Annotated in this window: 18 protein-coding genes; 8 read left to right on the top strand and 10 right to left on the bottom strand. The window is 61.3% G+C overall.

From position 1 onward, the window contains the following. The first annotated feature begins 86 nt into the window (after positions 1-86). From X771_RS1000000166220 to X771_RS163420, 3 genes are all read left to right on the top strand, one after another. On the top strand, positions 87-1,139 hold the full coding sequence (locus X771_RS1000000166220; RefSeq protein WP_280941096.1) for an FAD-binding oxidoreductase: 1,053 nt from the start codon (positions 87-89) through the stop codon (positions 1,137-1,139). 3 nt (positions 1,140-1,142) lie between these two features. After that, on the top strand, positions 1,143-1,505 hold the full coding sequence (locus X771_RS163425; protein ID WP_023683363.1) for an AraC family ligand binding domain-containing protein: 363 nt from the start codon (positions 1,143-1,145) through the stop codon (positions 1,503-1,505). A 407-nt stretch (positions 1,506-1,912) separates the two neighbouring features. Then, a complete protein-coding gene (locus X771_RS163420) occupies positions 1,913-2,818 on the top strand; it encodes a LysR family transcriptional regulator (protein WP_023686282.1) in 906 nt (301 codons plus the stop codon). Here X771_RS163420 and X771_RS163415 read toward each other — a convergent pair. The 9 genes from X771_RS163415 to X771_RS1000000169040 form a co-directional block, all read right to left on the bottom strand. Further along, the gene (locus X771_RS163415) at positions 2,802-3,506 is read right to left on the bottom strand and encodes a peroxiredoxin-like family protein (protein ID WP_023686283.1); all 705 of its coding nucleotides are present in this window, start codon (positions 3,504-3,506) and stop codon (positions 2,802-2,804) included. The genes X771_RS163420 and X771_RS163415 overlap by 17 nt on opposite strands. Before the next feature lie 291 nt (positions 3,507-3,797). After that, complete coding sequence (locus X771_RS163410) at positions 3,798-5,192, bottom strand: NAD(P)/FAD-dependent oxidoreductase (RefSeq protein WP_023686284.1); 1,395 nt, start codon at positions 5,190-5,192, stop codon at positions 3,798-3,800. A gap of 39 nt (positions 5,193-5,231) precedes the next feature. Continuing rightward, positions 5,232-6,389: a patatin-like phospholipase family protein gene (locus X771_RS163405; RefSeq protein ID WP_023683367.1), complete on the bottom strand. Its 1,158-nt coding sequence runs from the start codon at positions 6,387-6,389 to the stop codon at positions 5,232-5,234. Positions 6,390-6,411: 22 nt separating this feature from the next. Continuing rightward, positions 6,412-7,194 (bottom strand): 3-hydroxybutyrate dehydrogenase, encoded by a 783-nt coding sequence (locus X771_RS163400; RefSeq protein WP_023686285.1) that lies wholly within the window; start codon positions 7,192-7,194, stop codon positions 6,412-6,414. Between the two features lie 370 nt (positions 7,195-7,564). Further along, positions 7,565-8,017, bottom strand: a complete 453-nt coding sequence (locus X771_RS163395; protein ID WP_245261723.1) for a DUF302 domain-containing protein — start codon at positions 8,015-8,017, stop codon at positions 7,565-7,567. A gap of 111 nt (positions 8,018-8,128) precedes the next feature. Then, positions 8,129-9,292 carry an MFS transporter gene (locus X771_RS163390; protein ID WP_023683371.1) on the bottom strand — a complete coding sequence of 388 codons (1,164 nt, stop codon included), beginning with the start codon at positions 9,290-9,292 and terminating at the stop codon, positions 8,129-8,131. A 130-nt stretch (positions 9,293-9,422) separates the two neighbouring features. Further along, complete coding sequence (locus X771_RS163385; protein WP_023683372.1) at positions 9,423-9,905, bottom strand: cupin; 483 nt, start codon at positions 9,903-9,905, stop codon at positions 9,423-9,425. Positions 9,906-10,097: 192 nt separating this feature from the next. Beyond that, positions 10,098-11,012 (bottom strand): LysR family transcriptional regulator, encoded by a 915-nt coding sequence (locus X771_RS163380; RefSeq protein ID WP_023683373.1) that lies wholly within the window; start codon positions 11,010-11,012, stop codon positions 10,098-10,100. Between the two features lie 237 nt (positions 11,013-11,249). After that, complete coding sequence (locus X771_RS1000000169040; protein ID WP_245261696.1) at positions 11,250-11,681, bottom strand: hypothetical protein; 432 nt, start codon at positions 11,679-11,681, stop codon at positions 11,250-11,252. Positions 11,682-11,757: 76 nt separating this feature from the next. Between X771_RS1000000169040 and X771_RS01000000164615 the strand changes: the two genes are divergently transcribed. From X771_RS01000000164615 to X771_RS163355, 5 genes are all read left to right on the top strand, one after another. Further along, positions 11,758-12,489, top strand: a complete 732-nt coding sequence (locus tag X771_RS01000000164615) for a patatin-like phospholipase family protein (RefSeq protein WP_023686288.1) — start codon at positions 11,758-11,760, stop codon at positions 12,487-12,489. 336 nt (positions 12,490-12,825) lie between these two features. Continuing rightward, positions 12,826-13,095 carry a DUF2282 domain-containing protein gene (locus tag X771_RS163370; protein WP_023683376.1) on the top strand — a complete coding sequence of 90 codons (270 nt, stop codon included), beginning with the start codon at positions 12,826-12,828 and terminating at the stop codon, positions 13,093-13,095. 45 nt (positions 13,096-13,140) lie between these two features. Then, the gene (locus X771_RS163365) at positions 13,141-14,169 is read left to right on the top strand and encodes a DUF692 domain-containing protein (RefSeq protein WP_023686289.1); all 1,029 of its coding nucleotides are present in this window, start codon (positions 13,141-13,143) and stop codon (positions 14,167-14,169) included. After that, entirely contained in the window at positions 14,156-14,941 is a 786-nt protein-coding gene (locus tag X771_RS163360; protein ID WP_023683378.1) for a DNA-binding domain-containing protein, read from the top strand. Before X771_RS163365 ends, X771_RS163360 begins: the two co-directional genes overlap by 14 nt. 11 nt (positions 14,942-14,952) lie before the next feature. Further along, positions 14,953-15,429, top strand: coding sequence for a DoxX family protein (locus X771_RS163355; protein ID WP_023686290.1), 477 nt, complete (start codon positions 14,953-14,955; stop codon positions 15,427-15,429). 355 nt (positions 15,430-15,784) lie between these two features. Here the strand turns inward: X771_RS163355 and X771_RS163350 are convergent, their stop codons facing one another. Then, positions 15,785-17,143: a chloride channel protein gene (locus X771_RS163350; RefSeq protein WP_023686291.1), complete on the bottom strand. Its 1,359-nt coding sequence runs from the start codon at positions 17,141-17,143 to the stop codon at positions 15,785-15,787. Between the last annotated feature and the right edge of the window lie 83 nt (positions 17,144-17,226).

Raw genomic sequence — 17,226 nt, forward strand, 5'->3', positions numbered from 1 at the left:
CGATGCACTTTCGATCATCAAGGCATCCGAAGCCGCAATCGGCGGCATCGAGGCTTTCTGCAAGGCCGAGGGAATAGACAGCTGGTTTGATCGCATCGGCTGGATCTGGGGGTGCGACGTGCGAAGCCCAGCTTGGCGCCTGGGACGACGCGTTGAACAAGCTGGCGGCGCATGGCTACGTGCCGGCGCGACGAGTTTCGCGCGAGGAGATCGCAGCGATGGCCGGCACGACGAGCCACTTCGGCGGCGCGTTCGATGCGTCGTCGGCAACCGTGCACCCCGGCTACCTGGTGCGCGGCCTGCGCCGGGCAGCACTGAAGCGCGGCGTGCGCATCTACGAGAAATCGCCGATGACGCGTTTTTCACGCGGCGGCAAGCTCAAGGTGGAAACGGCGAGAGGAACTGTGTCCTGTGGCAAGATCGTGCTTGCCATGAATGCATGGTCCGGCGCCATTCCCGAACTTGCGCCGGCAATCTTCAACATCTCCAGCGACGACGCCATGTCGAAGCGCATTCCAGACCTTCTCGACAAGGTCGGCTACCGCCGCGCGCCGCTGATGATCGATTCCCGCGTCTTCGTTGGCGGTTGGTCGCCGACCCGCGATGGCCGGCTGTCTGTTGGCGTCAGTGGCGGCGTCATCGGCCTCGGCGGCATCGTCGACCAGCGATTTCATGGCCAATCGCCACGGGTTGCCGACATGCGCCGCGTGTTGCGGGACGGTCACCCGGCGCTCGCCGGCTTTCCGCTCGATACATCGTGGAACGGACCCATCGACCGGACCGTCAGCGGCGTGCCGCTGTTCGGCGCCCTGCCCTCTAACCGCGACATCATTTACGGCTACGGCTTTTCAGGCAACGGTACGACGATGGCCTATCTCGGCGGCAAGATCCTGACCACCCTGTTGACCGCAGGCGAATCCGAACTAACCCATTCGGCGCTCGTGCGTCCGGTGACGCGAGGCTTCCCACCCGAACCATTCCGTTTCGTCGGCGCGCATTTCGTTCGTGGCGCGGTGCGGCGGCGCGACGATCTCGAACATGCCGGCCGAAAACCCGACCTCTTGACCAGATGGCTCGCGGGACTGGCCCCGTCCGGCGTCACCCCTTCGAAAGCCAACCTCCGCGCAAGGAAAGGATAAACGGTGTCCAAGGCCAAGATCTTCAAGCACAGCGAATTGACCCTGAAGCCGTCCATCACACCGACCGGCACATCCTCGATTGCCCGCGTCATCAATGCCGATATCAGTCGGACCATGGGCGGCGGCATCGAGTATCTCGAGAACGCCTCGATCGACTGGACCGTGACCTACGACGAGGTGCTGTTCATCCACGAGGGCACCTTGACGATCGAACTGGACGACGGTCGCCATGAGTGCAATCCCGGCGATATCGTCTGGCTGCCAAACGGCACCCACCTGAAATACATCGCCACCGAGCGTACCGGCTATTTCTATTGCCTTTACCCGTTCGACTGGGCAGCGCGGCAGGGAACGGTAGAACCCTGAACTGACAGGCACTCCTTTTCCATGCGTTGGCCATCCGCAGCGCAGTTCCGAACCCGGGGCGTCCAGAAATCGACTCCGGCTCCCACTCCTTGGGTTGTCACCACACGGCTTAGACGTGCAATCTCAAGTGACTCTTTGCGACCTCAGCTTGCCTGGAAGGGAGGTCTCGTTGTTACGAGACCTCTGCACAGCTGAGCACGACCTTCGGAACTTCAAAGCTGGAATCCAGGCGAGGATGTGCCAAGTGCCCGACAACCCGCCGGCCAAAGCCGGCGGCACTTCAGAGCCCGATTGCACCGTTTCGCCTCCGCAAGCCCTCCGCCTTTGCCTTAGCGTCCTGTTGCGCTAGCATAGATAGAAGCTAGCTACGCCTGACGAATCGGATTTCGCTGAGGGGGCGGAAATTCATGGAGATGCAGCAGGTTCGCTATTTTCTGGCCCTGTCCAACACGCTTAATTTCACCAGAGCAGCGGAAGAGTGCAATGTCACGCAGCCGGCTCTGACGCGCGCAATCAAGACCCTCGAAGACGAATTGGGCGGTGAGCTGCTTCGGCGCGAGCGCCAACATTCCCATCTGACCGAGCTTGGCCGACGCATGCTGCCCTTGCTGCAGCAGTGTTACGATGCTGCCACTTCCGCTAAATCGCTCGCCAAGGCGGTGCAAAGCAGCGACGTGGCCCCGCTTAATGTCACCATTTCCAACAGCGTCAACATCGCACTTCTGGTCTCGCCGTTTACGGAGCTTTTCCGGGCCTATCCCGGCGTGCATCTCAAGATCAACCGCGGCTCGCCGAACGCTGTGATTGATGCGCTGAAGAACGGCGATGTCGAACTCGCCGTTGCCGGTCCGCTGGGGGCGGCATGGGACCGGCTCGACACCTGGCCGCTGTTCCAAGAAGGCATAGAGCTCGTGGTGAATTCCGATCATCCGCTTGCACGCCGCAACGAGGCCGATGTCGCGCTGATCCAGCTTGTCGCGGAGCCAGTGTTGAGCAGGATCGACTGGGAAACGAGCGAGGAGCTGTCACGCTGCCTGTCGGCAAATGGACTGACGCCACGGTCCGCGCATGAGGTCGAGACCGATCATGATCTCTTGGCGCTACTGGAAGCAAACGCCGGCGTTGGTTTTGTCTCGGTGACTGCGCCACGCTCGCCAAACGTCCGTAGGCTAAAGCTCCGCGACTTGGACATCTCGCGGGTCGTTGCCGTCTATGCAGTCGCCGGCCGCCACCGTTCCCCAGTGGCAACGACGCTGCTAAACCTGTTGCGATCGACCGACTGGTCGACCTTTGGCGTCAGTGAGCCCGCCTAAGCGCCCCGATCAAGTCTTCAATGTCCATCCGCCGGCGGTAGTCCGGATCAACGAAGCGGTCGGTGATGATGCCGTCCGTGCCGACGACGAAGGTCGCGGGGATCGGCAGGAACCAGCTGGAGTTGCCTTGAAAGTTTGGGATGTCATAGGCAACGCCCATCAACCGCTCCATCTCGGCCCCGATCCAAATCGCAAGGTTGAGCGAGAGGGCATAGCCATTATCCATGTCGGTGAGGAATGGAAACTTGGCGCCCACAGCTGCCTTCATCGCCTTCGCGAACCTGCGCCGCTCCGGCATAATCGCCACAATCTGGCCGCCCAAAGTGGTAATCTCCTCCTGAGCTTCAACGATGCCAATCGCATTCAACCGGCAATATGGACACCAGTGCCCGCGCTGAAAGGTGATCACGGCCGGACCTTGGGAGAGGATGTCGCCCAGGCCAATCAGTCTCCCCTCGTCATCGGGCAGCAGGAATCCCGGCATGATATCGCCGGGAGTCGGCGCCATGGATCCAGCCCCTTGCTGCCCTAGGCGCGTCACCAGGCGGTCCACCGCATCCGCAAAATCCGAGTTTAGTCGGCGCACGGCACCGGCAATCACCGCCAGCCGGTCGTTGAGAGGTGCGTCGAGTTCGATGGCAGCCTGCACGGACTGTTCAAACGTCATTGCCTGGTCGTCGGCGTCCATTTCTGCACTTTCGCAATTGCATACAGCCTATCATTGAAGCCCCACGGGCACGGCCATGCTTTTCTTGCATGGAGTCGATGCCTTGCGTGCATCGAAACTGCACGGATTCACCTTCTGTTCGTTATTTCCGCTCGAGTTGTTACGTCCGGTCTGGTTGGGACAGCTGCTGCCGAGATCGCGCGCCTCGACTTTTGCCTCCGACAGGCCGGCAGCAGGTCTAGCGACCTTCACAGCCATACCGCCACCAAGGATCGCGACATCAAATTCTCCACCGTCCCGGCCTATCGAGATTCAATGCAATTTGACCCGCGGTTTGGTGCGGTGCGACAGGATTCCGGTGACCGTGTCCAGCACGGTCTTGAAGGTCCCGTGCACTGCCTTGAGATGCATCTTGTAGAGCGAGCGATACATCAACCGGGCAAGCAGACCCTCAACCTTCAATCCGCCGATCAGGTTGCCGAAGGTGCCGTAATCGGCCAGTGAAACCAGGGAACCGTAGTCGCGGTAACGGAACGCCGGCGCCACCTGCCCTTCGAGGCGCGCCGCGATCACCTTGACCATATGATCGGCCTGCTGATGGGCCGTCTGGGCGCGCGGCGGCAAGGGAGCTTCGCTGCCGGGGAGGACACAACTCGCGCAGTCGCCGATCGCAAACACGTTTTCATCCCCTAGCGCTTGCAGGGTCTCATCCACGACCAGGCGGTTGATGCGGTCTGTCTCGAGGCCATCGAGTTTCTTAAGGAAATCCGGCGCCTTGATCCCCGCAGACCAGACGACGAGTTCGGCCGGCACGAATAGCTTCTCGCCGAGACTGACACCGCCCTCCGTCACTTCGGTGACCTTGATCCCGCACCGTATCTGAACGCCGAGATCACGAAGCAGATGCGCCGAGGCGCGCGCCAGGTGCTCGGGCAAGGCCGGAAGGATTCGTGGCCCGGCCTCGACGAGGGTGATGCGGATAAGTCTTTTGAAATCAATGTTGTCGAGGTTGTGCGACGCTATCTCCCGCATCGACCTGTGCAACTCGGCCGCCAGTTCGACGCCGGTGGCTCCAGCGCCAACGATGACGCAATGGAGTTGGCTCGGCGACAGCTGCTCGTATTGAGCGTTGGCCCTCAGGCAGGCGTCTATCATGCGCTTGTTGAATCGAACGGCCTGGGTAGCCGTATCGAGTGCGATTGCGTGGCGGGCCGCCCCTGGCGTGTCGAAATCGTTGCTGACGCTGCCGACGGCCAGCACCAGCGTGTCGTAGCCCAGCACGCGCGGCGGTATGATCTGCCTGCCTTCGTCGTCGAAGCTTGGCGCAACAAAGATCTGCCGCTTGGCGCGGTCGATGCCGACGACGTCGCCAATCCGGTATCGATAGTGATGGCGACTGGCATGGCCAATGTATTCCACCGCATCATTCGACGCGCTCAGTGCGCCCGAGGCGACCTCGTGCAGAAGCGGCTTCCAGATGTGCGTGCGATTGCGGTCGACAAGCGTAACGGAAAGACGCCGCTTGCCGAATTTGCGGCCGAGGCGCGTTGCCAGTTCCAACCCGCCGGCACCGCCGCCGACGATGACCACGCGATGCCGAGACCTGTCCGCATGAGATGGTGTCTCCGGTATCGCGCGAAAAAGCGCGGCGTTGTTGGCGAGCACGGCTTCTGGAACCAGCCGCATCCCGGGAGTGATGATCTGCATCGGTATTCTCCGTCTTTCTTCCCGCCGCGCTCGAAGATGTCACTCTTGCGATTCGTGGATGACGATGCCCTGCAGCATGTCGACTTCGCACTCCCATGGCTTCTCCGCGAGAACGCGCTGGCCATGCTCGTAGCCGGCCTGCCAGCGGGTACGGATGCCGGCGCGGGTGAAGTCGATATCCTTGGTGTGGTCCTCGCCGTCGAGGCGCGGTGAAAGCAACCGCACAAGGTGCATGACCGACGGGCAGCCATAGGAGGCCAATTCCTTGAACATCGGATCCTCGCGCCGCTCGTCCGGGACGAGCTTTCCCATTTCACGCACGACGTGGCGCAGACGATGCAATTGCTCCTGCCGGGCCACGTGGCTCTTGCCGCGACTTGCGAATTGAAGGTCCTTTTGCCGGCCCATGACTTGCCAGATCGATTTCGGCTCGGTGGCGCGGGGCTGCCACATGTTGACGGCAAAGATCAGCGCGTCGCGGCGCGGACGCGCGTCGAGCACGACCTCGATCGGCGTGTTCGAATAGATGCCGCCATCCCAGTAAGGCTCGCCGTCGATACAGACCGCCGGAAACGCCGGCGGCAAGGCACCCGACGCCATGATGTGCGCCGCCGACAGGGTCATCTCGCGGGTGTCGAAGTATTTGAGTTCACTGGTGTTGACGTTGACCGCCCCGACCGTCAGCCGGGTATGGCGCCGGTTGAGATAGTCGAAGTCGATCAGGTCATTCAGCGTCCGCTTGAGTGGATCGGTCGTGTAGTAGGAGGCGTTCTCGACACCCACTTCGCGGTTCACTCCGAACATGGCACTTGGATTCGGTTCGAAGAACCCCGGTATGCCGCGCATCACGGTGCCCATATTGGCAAAGACGTTGCTCGGAACCATCATTGCGAAAAACTCATCGAGCGGGCTGATCCGGCTGACGCCTTCCCAGAACTCTTGAAGCCTCGCGAGCCGAACCGTTGGTTCGTTTCCGGCGATCAACGCGGCGTTGATAGCCCCGATCGACGTGCCGATAACCCAATCCGGTTCGATGCCACCCTCGACCAGCGCCTGGTAGACGCCGGCCTGATAGGCGCCGAGCGCGCCGCCGCCCTGAAGAACCAACACCGTCTGCCGCTTGGCGGCGCTGTCTGCCAGACGGTCGATCTTTGGCTCGGCCTCGGACACGGGCGGATTGCGGGTGATCTTGTTCATGGTCTTTATTCCTCGTTCGGGTTCAGTGAGCCGTCCAACCGCCTTCGATCGGGATGATGGCGCCGGTGATCGAAGCTGCATCGTCCGAGGCCATGAACAGGCAGAGCGCCGCAACCTGAGCAACTGTCACGAATTTTTTGGTCGGTTGGGCAGCGAGAAGGACGTCCTTGATCACCTGCTCCTCGGTGATCCCGCGTGCCTTGGCCGTGTCCGGTATCTGCTTCTCGACCAGCGGGGTCAGCACATAGCCCGGGCAGACAGCGTTAACGGTGATGCCCTGCTCGGCGACTTCCAGCGCGACCGTCTTGGTCAACCCGGCAACGCCGTGCTTGGCGGCGACATAGGCTGACTTGTATGGCGAAGCGACGAGAGCGTGTGCCGAGGCGACATTGATAATGCGGCCCCATTTGCGTTCTTTCATGGCCTGCAACGCGCGCCGGATCGTATAGAACGACGACATCAGGTCGATCGCCACGACTGCTTCAAATTTTTCGATCGGAAAGTCATCGATCGGCGCGACATGCTGGATGCCGGCATTGTTGACCAGGATGTCGATCGCGCCGAACTCGGCGATCGCCTTGTCCATCATCGCGGTGATGGCGTCGCCCTTGCTCATGTCCGCGCCGTCATAGCGGACGGTCACACCGTGCTCCGCGGCAATACCCGCCCGCAGCTTCTCGATCTCCTTGGCATCGCCAAAACCGTTGAGGACGATATTGCAGCCTTTGGCGGCAAATGCTTCGGCGATCCCCTGGCCAATGCCACTGGTAGAGCCTGTTATCAGCGCGGTTTTTCCTGTGAGCATGGTGATCTCCTTCGATCTGAGCGCGAGCTGGTCATGACCGCCTGCCGCCGGGTGGTTTCCGAGTTCTGTCTGTTGATGAAAAGTATGACCCCTGGCCCCGGACATCGGAAATGCCGTTGAGACATGGATTCGATAGCCGACGGTCAGATCCGGTCTCATTCCTCCGGCGGGCTGAGACCCCAGCCGGCTGGCTTTTTCACCGGCCGGCGAACCACCTTTCGTTCGCGTGAAGGACATGAGGTCAATCTCGTCACGGCGCGGCCGCAGACACCGCCGGCGGTCGGCGCGCTCCTGCAAGAGAAATGGTTCGGGGAACCGGCGAGCACTCTGCCCGCCGCTGTCGCCGAATAATCTCGCTGGATCCCGGGCGCTAGTTCTTCTTGATCGTCGAGGTAACCGACTGGATGACTTCCGTGGCCATTTTGAACTGCGGCGCCCGGTCGGTGATGCCATGACGCTTGGCGATCCAGTCGAAATCGGTATAGGCGGCGTAGACCCCGCCATCGGCCGTCTGATAGACCAGCACGCGCACCGGCCAGTCGAGGCCGGCTTCGGGGTTGGCCGTGATGAAGGTCGTGCCCAGGGCCGGATTGCCGAACATCACAAGACGCGACGGTTTGACATCGTTGCCTGCTTTGTTGCCAAGCTTCGCTTGGTCGATGACGCCGAAGAACATAATGCCTTTCTTGAGGACGTCCTTCTTGATGCGGGCAACGGTTTCAGCGACGGAGTAGTCGCTCTTCACCGTCACGACGCCATCCGAGGCGGCGGCAGGGACGACGATCGCCACCAGTATGGCAGCGCCGGCAATCAGGGTTTTCATATAAGTGGTCATGTCAGTCTCCTTGGGTTTGTCGTGACGTTAAGTTGAGCGATGGAATTCACAGCGCCTTGCTCGTCGGCGCGACTTTCTTCGGCTCACCGTTCGTGCCGGTCAGACTGTTGGCGTCTTCAGCACCCCCGCGACAGCAACCGCACAGGCAAGCACAGCGACAAGCACGGTCACACATGCGGTCCAGCCAATCCGGTCATAGATCTGGCCGAGGACGAAACTGCCCGCGAGCCCGCCCGCATAATAGGATGCGAGGTAAATGCCGCTTGCCGCGGTGCGATCACGCGATACGGTCCGGCTGACGTGGCCGGTGGCTATCGCCTGCGCCAGGAAGGTGCCTACGGCGACAAGCGCCATCCCGGCAAGAACGATCGGCAGACTGGTCGCAAGCAGCAGAAGCAAACCGAGGATCGCCAGCGCAAGTGTTGCACCGATCCCCACCCTGGGGCCTAGGCCGGCAGCAACGCGCCCTGCCAGCGGCGTGGTCAGCATGGAGGGCAGGAAGACGAAATAGACAAGACCCAGTGCCATCGGCGACAGCGATAGCGGAGTGGCGACAAGCTGGAAGTTCACATAGGTGAAAGTGCCGATGAACACGAAGAGGATCATGAAGCCGATCGCGAAACAGGCGCGTAGCTCGGCGTCCTTCAGTGCGCCTTTCCAGGCCGCGCGCGCGGGTTGGCCCATGGCGTCGGCGCCCATAGTTGCGGATGTCTTTTGCAGCGTAAACCATACAAGAGCCGCGCCAATCAGATTGAGGGCGGCGAACGTCAGGAAGTTGGTGGAGATGCCGAACGTATCGGCGACGGCGGCCGACATAAGCCTGCCGAAGAAATTGCTGGCGACGTTGCCGGTCACGTAGGCCGCAAGCGCGCCGGTCGTTTGGCGCGATGAAAAATGTTCGGCCAGATAGGCCATCGTCAGCGTGAAAGCGGTTGACATGCATAGGCCCTGTGCGACCCGCAGCAAGGCGAACACGATTATGTTGTCGGTCTGCGAAAGCAGCGTCGTCGGTATCGACAGGACGGCCAGGCTGATCCAGATGCCGTTGCGGCGATCGATGCCGCGCCCGAAAAGCGCGACCGCGATGCCGGCCACAGCCATGCCGAACGTGCTGGCATTGACCGCGAGACCCATCGTGGCGCGGCTGACGCCGAACTTGATGACCAGCGACGGCAGTATGGCCTGAGTGGCGAAGAGATCGACAAGCGTCAGGAACGCAATCAGGGCGATCAGGCCGAAGCGCCGGCCATCCGCAGCAACCATTCGGAGCCGCGTTGGTTCACTCAATCCACTGGTCGTCATGACAGGGCTCCGTGGCCACACGTCCCCAGGCGGCTGCCCGAGGACGCGCTTCAATGGGGGGTTACGGGAAGACGTCGTCGAAAGACGCGGATCACATCATGTGGTCGTCGGGCATCGCGGGCGGCAGGACGTCGGCGGAATAGAGCACGGCGGGCACCTTGCCGTTGTTCTTCCACCAATGGGCGAGCTGGCCGAACTCGGCAGTCACATCGCCAGCCGGGTGCTCGATGCCCACTTTACAGGTGCTGCGGTATTCGGTGATCGAGCCTTCGATGATGAGGATGTTGGCCGGGCGGACGTTGTGTTCATGCCATGGCACGACGCCGCCGGGCTGAACGACGAGCTTGCGAAGGCGCAGCATATTGCCCTTCCAGGCCTCGCCCTTGCTGCTCAGATCGATCGCAGAGAGAACCGTGTCGACAACGCCAACCGGTTTGCTGGGATGTTCCTGGATATCAGTCGTTGCGGCCTGGCCGGCTGGGCAGTCGCCGGCGAAGGCCGGGGCAGAGGAAAATGCAGCGGTTGCCGAAAGCAGACCTGCCGCAAACGCCAGAGTGAGTTTCTTGGTAGCCATCTTGTATCTCCTTTGTCGGTGCCCAAACGCGGGAGGCGGGGCATGACGAGGAGAGTGACGGGAGCGATCAGAAAAGAGAAATGCTGACTGGCTTTCAATTCGATACCTGAAAACTATCGTCGAACGACGCGAGCGCATAAAAAAGCGCACGACAAGACTTGTCGCACGCTCCCAGAATTTGGTCGTTTTGCTTCAGGCTGCGTTTTTGTGGATCGCCTGGGCTATTGGGCTCTCAGGCCAGCCATGCGCCTTGACGCTGTTCACGAAAGCCGACGCCGCAGGCGAGAACCTGCGTCCCGCAACGACGACCAGGGATACTTCCCGCCAGACCTCAGGATCGATGACGGGACGGACCTGCAGGCCCGGAATCACCGCACTGAATTCAGGGATGAAGCAGATACCTAGCCCTCCGGACACCATGTTCTGGATCCAGTCCTCGCGCTCGCTGGCGTAGGAGATCCTGAGCTTGACGCCACGATCATTGCAGAGACCAGCAAGATGATCGCGATACTCACAATTCAGGCGCCTGAGATAATTTTCGCCATCGAGTTCGGAGATGGCAACGTTGTCATTGCGGGCCAGCCGATGGCCATTTGGAAAGGCGAGGACAAAGCGCTCGCGATAAAGCGGTGTGACGTCAAAGCGGTCCGGGAAGCTGTCGCTCGAGGCCATGATGGCGACGTCGATCTCGCCGGACTCCAGAAGCTGGGAGAGCGATGCCGGGACACCCTCAACCAATTGCAGCTGGATGCCCTGCTGACGCCGGTTGAATTCGGTCAGAAGACCGGTGAAGCGACGGGGGCCGATTGTGCACATGACTCCGACCTTCAGGTTGGCGTTTTCCAGGCACAGGAATCTCGATGCCTCCTGCCGCACTCCAGTCAGTTCGTCGAGAATCTGCTGAAAACGGGGGCGAAGCAGCACACCCAGGTCGGTCAGGTGGGTCAAGCTTCGTTCACGGCGAAACAGCAGCCCTCCGACCTCTTCCTCGAGTTGTTGAATCGCGCGGGACAGAGCCGGCTGAGTGACGTTGCACTTTTCGCCCGCGCGCGTGAAGTTTCGTGTCTCGCACACTGCCAGGAAGTAGCGGATGTGGTGAACGTCCATGCCGATTTATCCCCAATTGCACGAGGTTGTTCGCGCTTCGGAGACTGCCGCAAGGCTCGCTTTGGCGCCAATGCACTGCGGCTATAAAGTCGATAGCGGTCCGTCATGGCGCCGCGACAGCGCGCGCTGCGGACTACTTGCGTTGCGCAGCAGCTGGCCATCACCAAAAGACGGTGGCGAGCAGACCGCTCGCCATTGTGACATCATTCCTGTGTTGCCCGGCACAGTCGGTGCAGCTCAGTTGGCGCCGCCAAGCGCCAATACATTGGCGCAGAACGCTGCGTGCGGCTTGCTCATGGCTGCGTCATTGCACATCTTCATCATCTTGTCCCGATCACCCCGGGGCGCAGTCAGCCAAGCCTTTTTGAAACCGGCCATCGGCTTCATCGTTTTCATGCCGGCATCGCTATAGAATGACGGCAGCGACGCCAGATCGCTGAAGGCATCGGCGGATGCAGGCCCGGCTAAAAGAGCGAGGGCGAACGCCCCCAAACAGACATTTCGTATTCTCATGACACGCTCCTTTTGGTGCTGAAGGCCTGCCGGCGAAGGTCGTGGCGCCAGCTCCAAAGCGAGATCGTCGGATACTCGCCAGCCTCGCAAATCTTGCGGCGCGGAAGAGATTGCCGCCAATGCAATCTGACTATGGAGTTCATGCCAGCTTGGCATTTCGCCAATGAAGGATCATGCGGCAGTGTCTCCATCAAACGCCTTCCCTGGCGTTCTTCGGGAGGAGATCCAAAAGATGCAAATCCAGGCCGCAACCGACCATGGCTTTGTTGCCGGTGCAAGACCGGCGACGGAAGACAGCCAGCTGATCGACATTACGCTGACAAACGACGCACACGGCGCATTTGTCTGGGGCGTGCTCGATCGCTTGCTGGATGAGCCTCGCCTTTCCTTCCGCAGCATCACTGCATCCGGTTTCGGAGGCATGGAGGCAGCGGTTCTTGCCTACGGACTGGCTCTGGGCGGCAGGCGTGGGGCAAGGACGGCGCTTACCAATTTCTGGCGGCGTGTCAGCCATGCAACGATGTTCGCGGCCGATACAGCCAAGCCGCTGAGATCGATCCTGGAACAGTCCATCGACATTGCCGAGATCCGCAAGGAAAGCTGCCCGTTGAAGCTCAACATCCTGGCTTCGAACGCCCTCACCGACACCGTCACGATTTTCTCCGGCGACCAGTTGTCGATCGACGCGATCCTGGCGGGAGCGACAGTCCCATTCCTCTTTCCCGCCGTGGAAATCGATGGCGATCCATATTGGGGTGAAGGCGATTTTTCGGCCTTGCCAGCAGTGCAGCAAATCGAGGCTGGGCATTGGCTGATTGTCAGCGGCAAACCCTCCGAGGGCATGACGCCTTGTGCTCACCGCCTCGCCGCAAATGCCTTGAACTCTGCATCTGTCCTCTTGACAGTCATCACAGAACAAGTGCTGCGCTGTTTACCAGGCCCTGGACCGACTGGGGCGAATTGACCGACATGCGTGACCGTGGACGGCAGCGGGCCGAGGAATGGCTTCTCGCTGGCCATCCAAGCTTGAGCGAAAGCTCAGTCGTCGACAGCAAAAATCGATACGTCTAGGCGCCTCCCTCCGCTTGGCCGCGCCTGCCTCTCCGCGCTCACGAAGTGTAGGCGCCAAAGCCCTCCGGTTCCCCGCCGGAGGGCTTTGGTCGTTACCCTCCTCAACATAGTGACCGCGTATCAAATCCATGCCGAGACAGCATTTCAGCTTCATCGCGCATTGGACAACACTGCTTGCAGACAGGCCGCCAGGTCAGTCTTCCCTCTAAACGCAACCAGGAGAACGACCGTGATCAACACCAAGACCCTCATCGGATCGGCCCTCGCAGCCGCCACCTCGCTTGCTGCATCTGCAGCCTATAGCGGCCCGGCTGCTCAGCCCAGCTTCTCGTTCGAGAAGTGCTATGGCGTCGTCAAGGCCGGCCAGAACGACTGCCAGACCGCGACGCATTCATGTGCCGGCACCTCGACCGCCGACAACCAGCCGGACTCGTGGCTCTACGTGCCGGCCGGCAGCTGCGCCAAGATCACCGGCGGCAGCGACAAGCCGAAAGCCTGACCGACCCAGACTTCAAGCCAACCCCCTTTGGAAGGGAGCAGACCGATGCCCCGTGCATTTCAAGGTGTCGCCATCCCCGCAACCGCGGGCATCGGTCTTCGCTCTCCTCATATCAGCGAAATGTTGAGCCGCAGGCCCTCCGCCGGCTGGCTCGAGGTGCATGCCGAGAATTATATGGGCGACGGCACCGCCGTCGAGGCGCTTGAACGGCTGCGCCAGATATATCCGCTGTCAGTTCACGGTGTTGGCCTGTCTCTGGGCAGCGCGCAAGGCGTGGACCGCGATCATCTGGAAAGGCTGCGAAAGGTCTGCGAGCGGTTCCAGCCCGATCTCGTTTCGGAGCATCTTGCCTGGAGCGTTGCCGACGGAGCCTATCTCAACGACCTGCTGCCGCTTCGCTATGACGAAGAGGCGCTGGCGATCGTGGCGCGAAACATAGCGACCGTCCAGGATACGTTGAAGCGACGTGTGCTGATCGAGAACCTGTCCGCCTATGTCGCGTTTGCCGACTCCTCCATGAATGAAGCTGAATTTCTGGCCGAGCTGGTGGCGCAAACTGGCTGCGGCCTGCTTCTGGACGTCAACAATGTCCAGGTTTCGGCGCACAATCTCCAATACGACGCAAAGACCTTCATCGACGCTTTGCCTGCCGATGCCATCGGTGAGATCCACCTTGCCGGCCATGCGACCAATCAGGTCGGCGGCGACACCGTGCTTATCGACGACCACGGCTCTCGCGTGCCGCCGGTTGTCTGGGGGCTCTATCACCATGCCATCAGCCATCTCGGGCCGCGCCCTACGCTGATCGAATGGGATACCGATGTTCCGGTTCTCGACGTGCTGCTCGGCGAGGCTATGTGGGCCGACATGCTCTCCGCTTCGATCATGTTCGGCCGCAAGCAGGCCGCGAGGCAGACCGCCCCAACCACGGTCCTGCCGGTGTCCAGCCTGCCAGCTTTCGAAAGCACGCGAACCAGCATGCCTGTGCTTGCGGCATTTGCCGCTGCCAGAGCCAGACCGGCCATGCACATGGCCTTGCCGACAATCGAGGGAGGATATCATGCTGCCGCTTGAACATCTGCAGACCATGGTGGCGCGCTCGGTGCTGGCCATGGAGCCACTGATCGACGCGAAAATGCTGACCGCTGGCAAGGCCGACCCAATGGCTCGCCTGCGCATCTACCAGAACAACACGCGCAGTTCCTTGACCGCGGTGCTGATGGCCGTCTTCCCCGTTACGGCCCGCCTCGTGGACGAACGTTTCTTCCGCTTCATGGCGAGCGAGTTCATTCGACGGCATCCGCCGGCGGAGTCACGCCTGGCGCGTTATGGCGCGGGCTTCCCTCGCTTCCTGAAGACCATCGACACCCTGTCCGACATGCCGATCGTCGCCGAGACGGCTCGGCTCGAATGGGCCATTGCCGAAGCGCTCGATACAGCTTCGCTGCCGGCCCGCAGTCTCGCAGAATACGACAGCACCGACCTTGGGCTGTCGCCGGATATCCTGCTCCAGCCCTCACTGCGACTGATGGTCTCCCACTGGTCGATCCTATCGGTATGGATGGAGCATCAAAAGGAGACTGCGGTCGATGAAAAAATCACCTGGACAAGACGCCCTGAACGGGTGGCGCTGTGGCGATCGGGGAACTACGTGCGGCTTTTTCTGCTCGACCGCGCGAGCTTCGGCTTCTGGCATTCGCTGAAGCACGGCTTCGGCCTTGAGCATGCCACTGGCCGCGCCTTGGCGCTCGACCCGGCCTTCGACCTGGTTTCAGCGCTTGTGCGTCTGTTCCGCGACAGGCTCGTCACCGACGTGCGCGTCCCGGTGCCCCCTCTCTCAAACTGAAGGAGACGATCATGACTGCGATACCAGAATATTCCACGCCTCGCCCTGCCGGCCTTGTTGGTGTTTACCGACGAGTGATCAGCTTGCCGGAGCGTATACCATTTTCGCTGGTCCAGCTCGCGGCTCGAGTGGCGATTGCGCATGTCTTCTGGCAGTCTGCACAATCGAAGCTGGCGTCTTGGCCGGTGACGCTGCAGCTGTTCGCCAGCGAATACAATCTACCCCTCATCGATCCGTCGATCGCGGCGCCGCTGGCGACAACGGCAGAGATCACCGGGGCGGTGCTGCTTTTCCTGGGGCTGTTCTCGCGTCTCGGCGCGCTGATGCTGCTCGGCGTCGTTTCGGTTATCCAGATCTTCGTGTTCCCTGAGAACTGGGCCGAGCATCTGCTGTGGGCATCGCTGTTGCTGCTGGTGCTTACGCGTGGTGCTGGGGTTTTCTCACTCGACTATATAGCCGATCGAATCTCTTCGGCCTCCAAAACCTGAATATTTCAGTCGAGGAGGCTGACCTGATGTGCATCTTCACCCGTGCACTGAAAGCTGGATGAAGGAGCCTTGTCCAACCCACTGGACACCGCGTCGCAGTCCGCCGTTCCTAAGCTAACACCTCTCACCTGAGCTAGGTGCACCTCAAAGGTTGACGTATCGATCTTCGGTCTTGCCGTCGCCACTAACTCCGGCAACGGTCGCGTTGCTGTGAGGCCGTAACGGGCACTCGCCGCGGGGCGAATACGGATTTATGCAAGTCGTCTCGCCTCTTCAGACGATGTTGATTCTCGCACACCGGATCCACAAGAAAGTTCGCCAGCATGTCTTTCAATCGACAAACTCAAGCTGGGCTCTAAGCGGCAGAGCCGGATGTTTCGAGATTTCTGGATCTTCTCCGCCGGATCGCCTCGGCGATGAAAAGGCGAGATAGGGCGTGGTAGAGCGGCTCGTTCGAAATCAATCGCGCTGTCCCATAGCCCAGCATCGATGCGCACATCAGCGCAATGACATTGTCGTGGTTGCCGGTCATTTCGAGGATGATGACGAAGGCTGTCATCGGAGCCTGCACAACGCCGGCGAAATAGCCGGCCATGCCAAGCAGCGCAGCGGTGCCGGTGGCGCCGCCGAGGAGTAGGCCAAGCGTGCTGCCAAGGCCGGCTCCTACGGCCAGCGATGGCGCGAAGATGCCGCCCGGAATGCCCGAAACCATCGAGAGCAGGCCAGCTGCGAATTTCCCAGCAAAGAAGAACGCCGGCAGCGGCGTGCCTTCGATGGCTCCCCGCGCCTGCGCATAGCCGGTGCCGAAGGTGAGGCCATTCGAGGCGATCCCGATCGCGGCCACCGCCAGCCCGCAAATGCCTGCCACAACCATTGTGCGCCAGAGCGGCTGGAACGCGTTCCAGCGCCGGATGCGGCGCATCGCGTTCAGCGCCAGCAGAGAAAATAGCGCGCCGACACCGCCGCCGATGATGCCACAGGCAAGCACCAGCGGCCAGTCGCTGGCAAAGGCCACTGTTTCTTTGGCGACTCCGAAGTAAGTGTAGTTTCCGACCAGGCCCAACGAGGCAAGTCCAGCGAGGATCACCGCCGTTAACACCAGCCCATTGGTCCGAGATTCATAGGCGCGACCCATCTCTTCGATAGCGAAGACAATGCCGGCAAGCGGTGTGTTGAAGGCTGCCGCTATGCCTGCCGCCGACCCGGCCAGGATCAGCCCGCGCGCCTGCGCCATGCCACCCCAGCGCGCGACCTGCAGCATCAGAGAGGCGCCGACCTGCACTGTCGGTCCCTCGCGGCCAATCGAGGCCCCGCAACCTAGACCGACGACGGTGAGCGCGATCTTGCCCACTACCAGCCGCAACGACAGGATATGGCCGCGGTCGTCGTCATCACGCAGATGGCGCGCGGCGATCGCCTGCGGAATGCCGCTGCCCTGCGAGCCTGGAAAGAAGGAATGCGCAAGCCAGGCGCAGAGAACGAAGCCGAGCGGCGTCAGCACGAGTGGCAGGTAAAAGCGCCAGCCGCTATCGGTGTCGATGACGGAATGGAATAGCGCCTGCGCTTGATCGGCAAGCACCGCGAACAGCACGCTGATCAGTCCGATCGAAATGGCGCCTGCCCAGAAGACAATGCGCGGCTGCCAGACGCGACGCGAAACCCACATCGCCTGCGAGCGTCGCAGCATCGGATGTCGTCGCGATATGCGTGCCATGTTGGGTCCCTTCGTAATAGACCCGGCCTAACACACCCACCGAGCCGATCAACCTTGCGAAGCAACAGCTTTGGCTGGCGAGG

Source organism: Mesorhizobium sp. LSJC269B00 (assembly GCF_000502815.1).
Classification (GTDB): Bacteria; Pseudomonadota; Alphaproteobacteria; order Rhizobiales; family Rhizobiaceae; genus Mesorhizobium.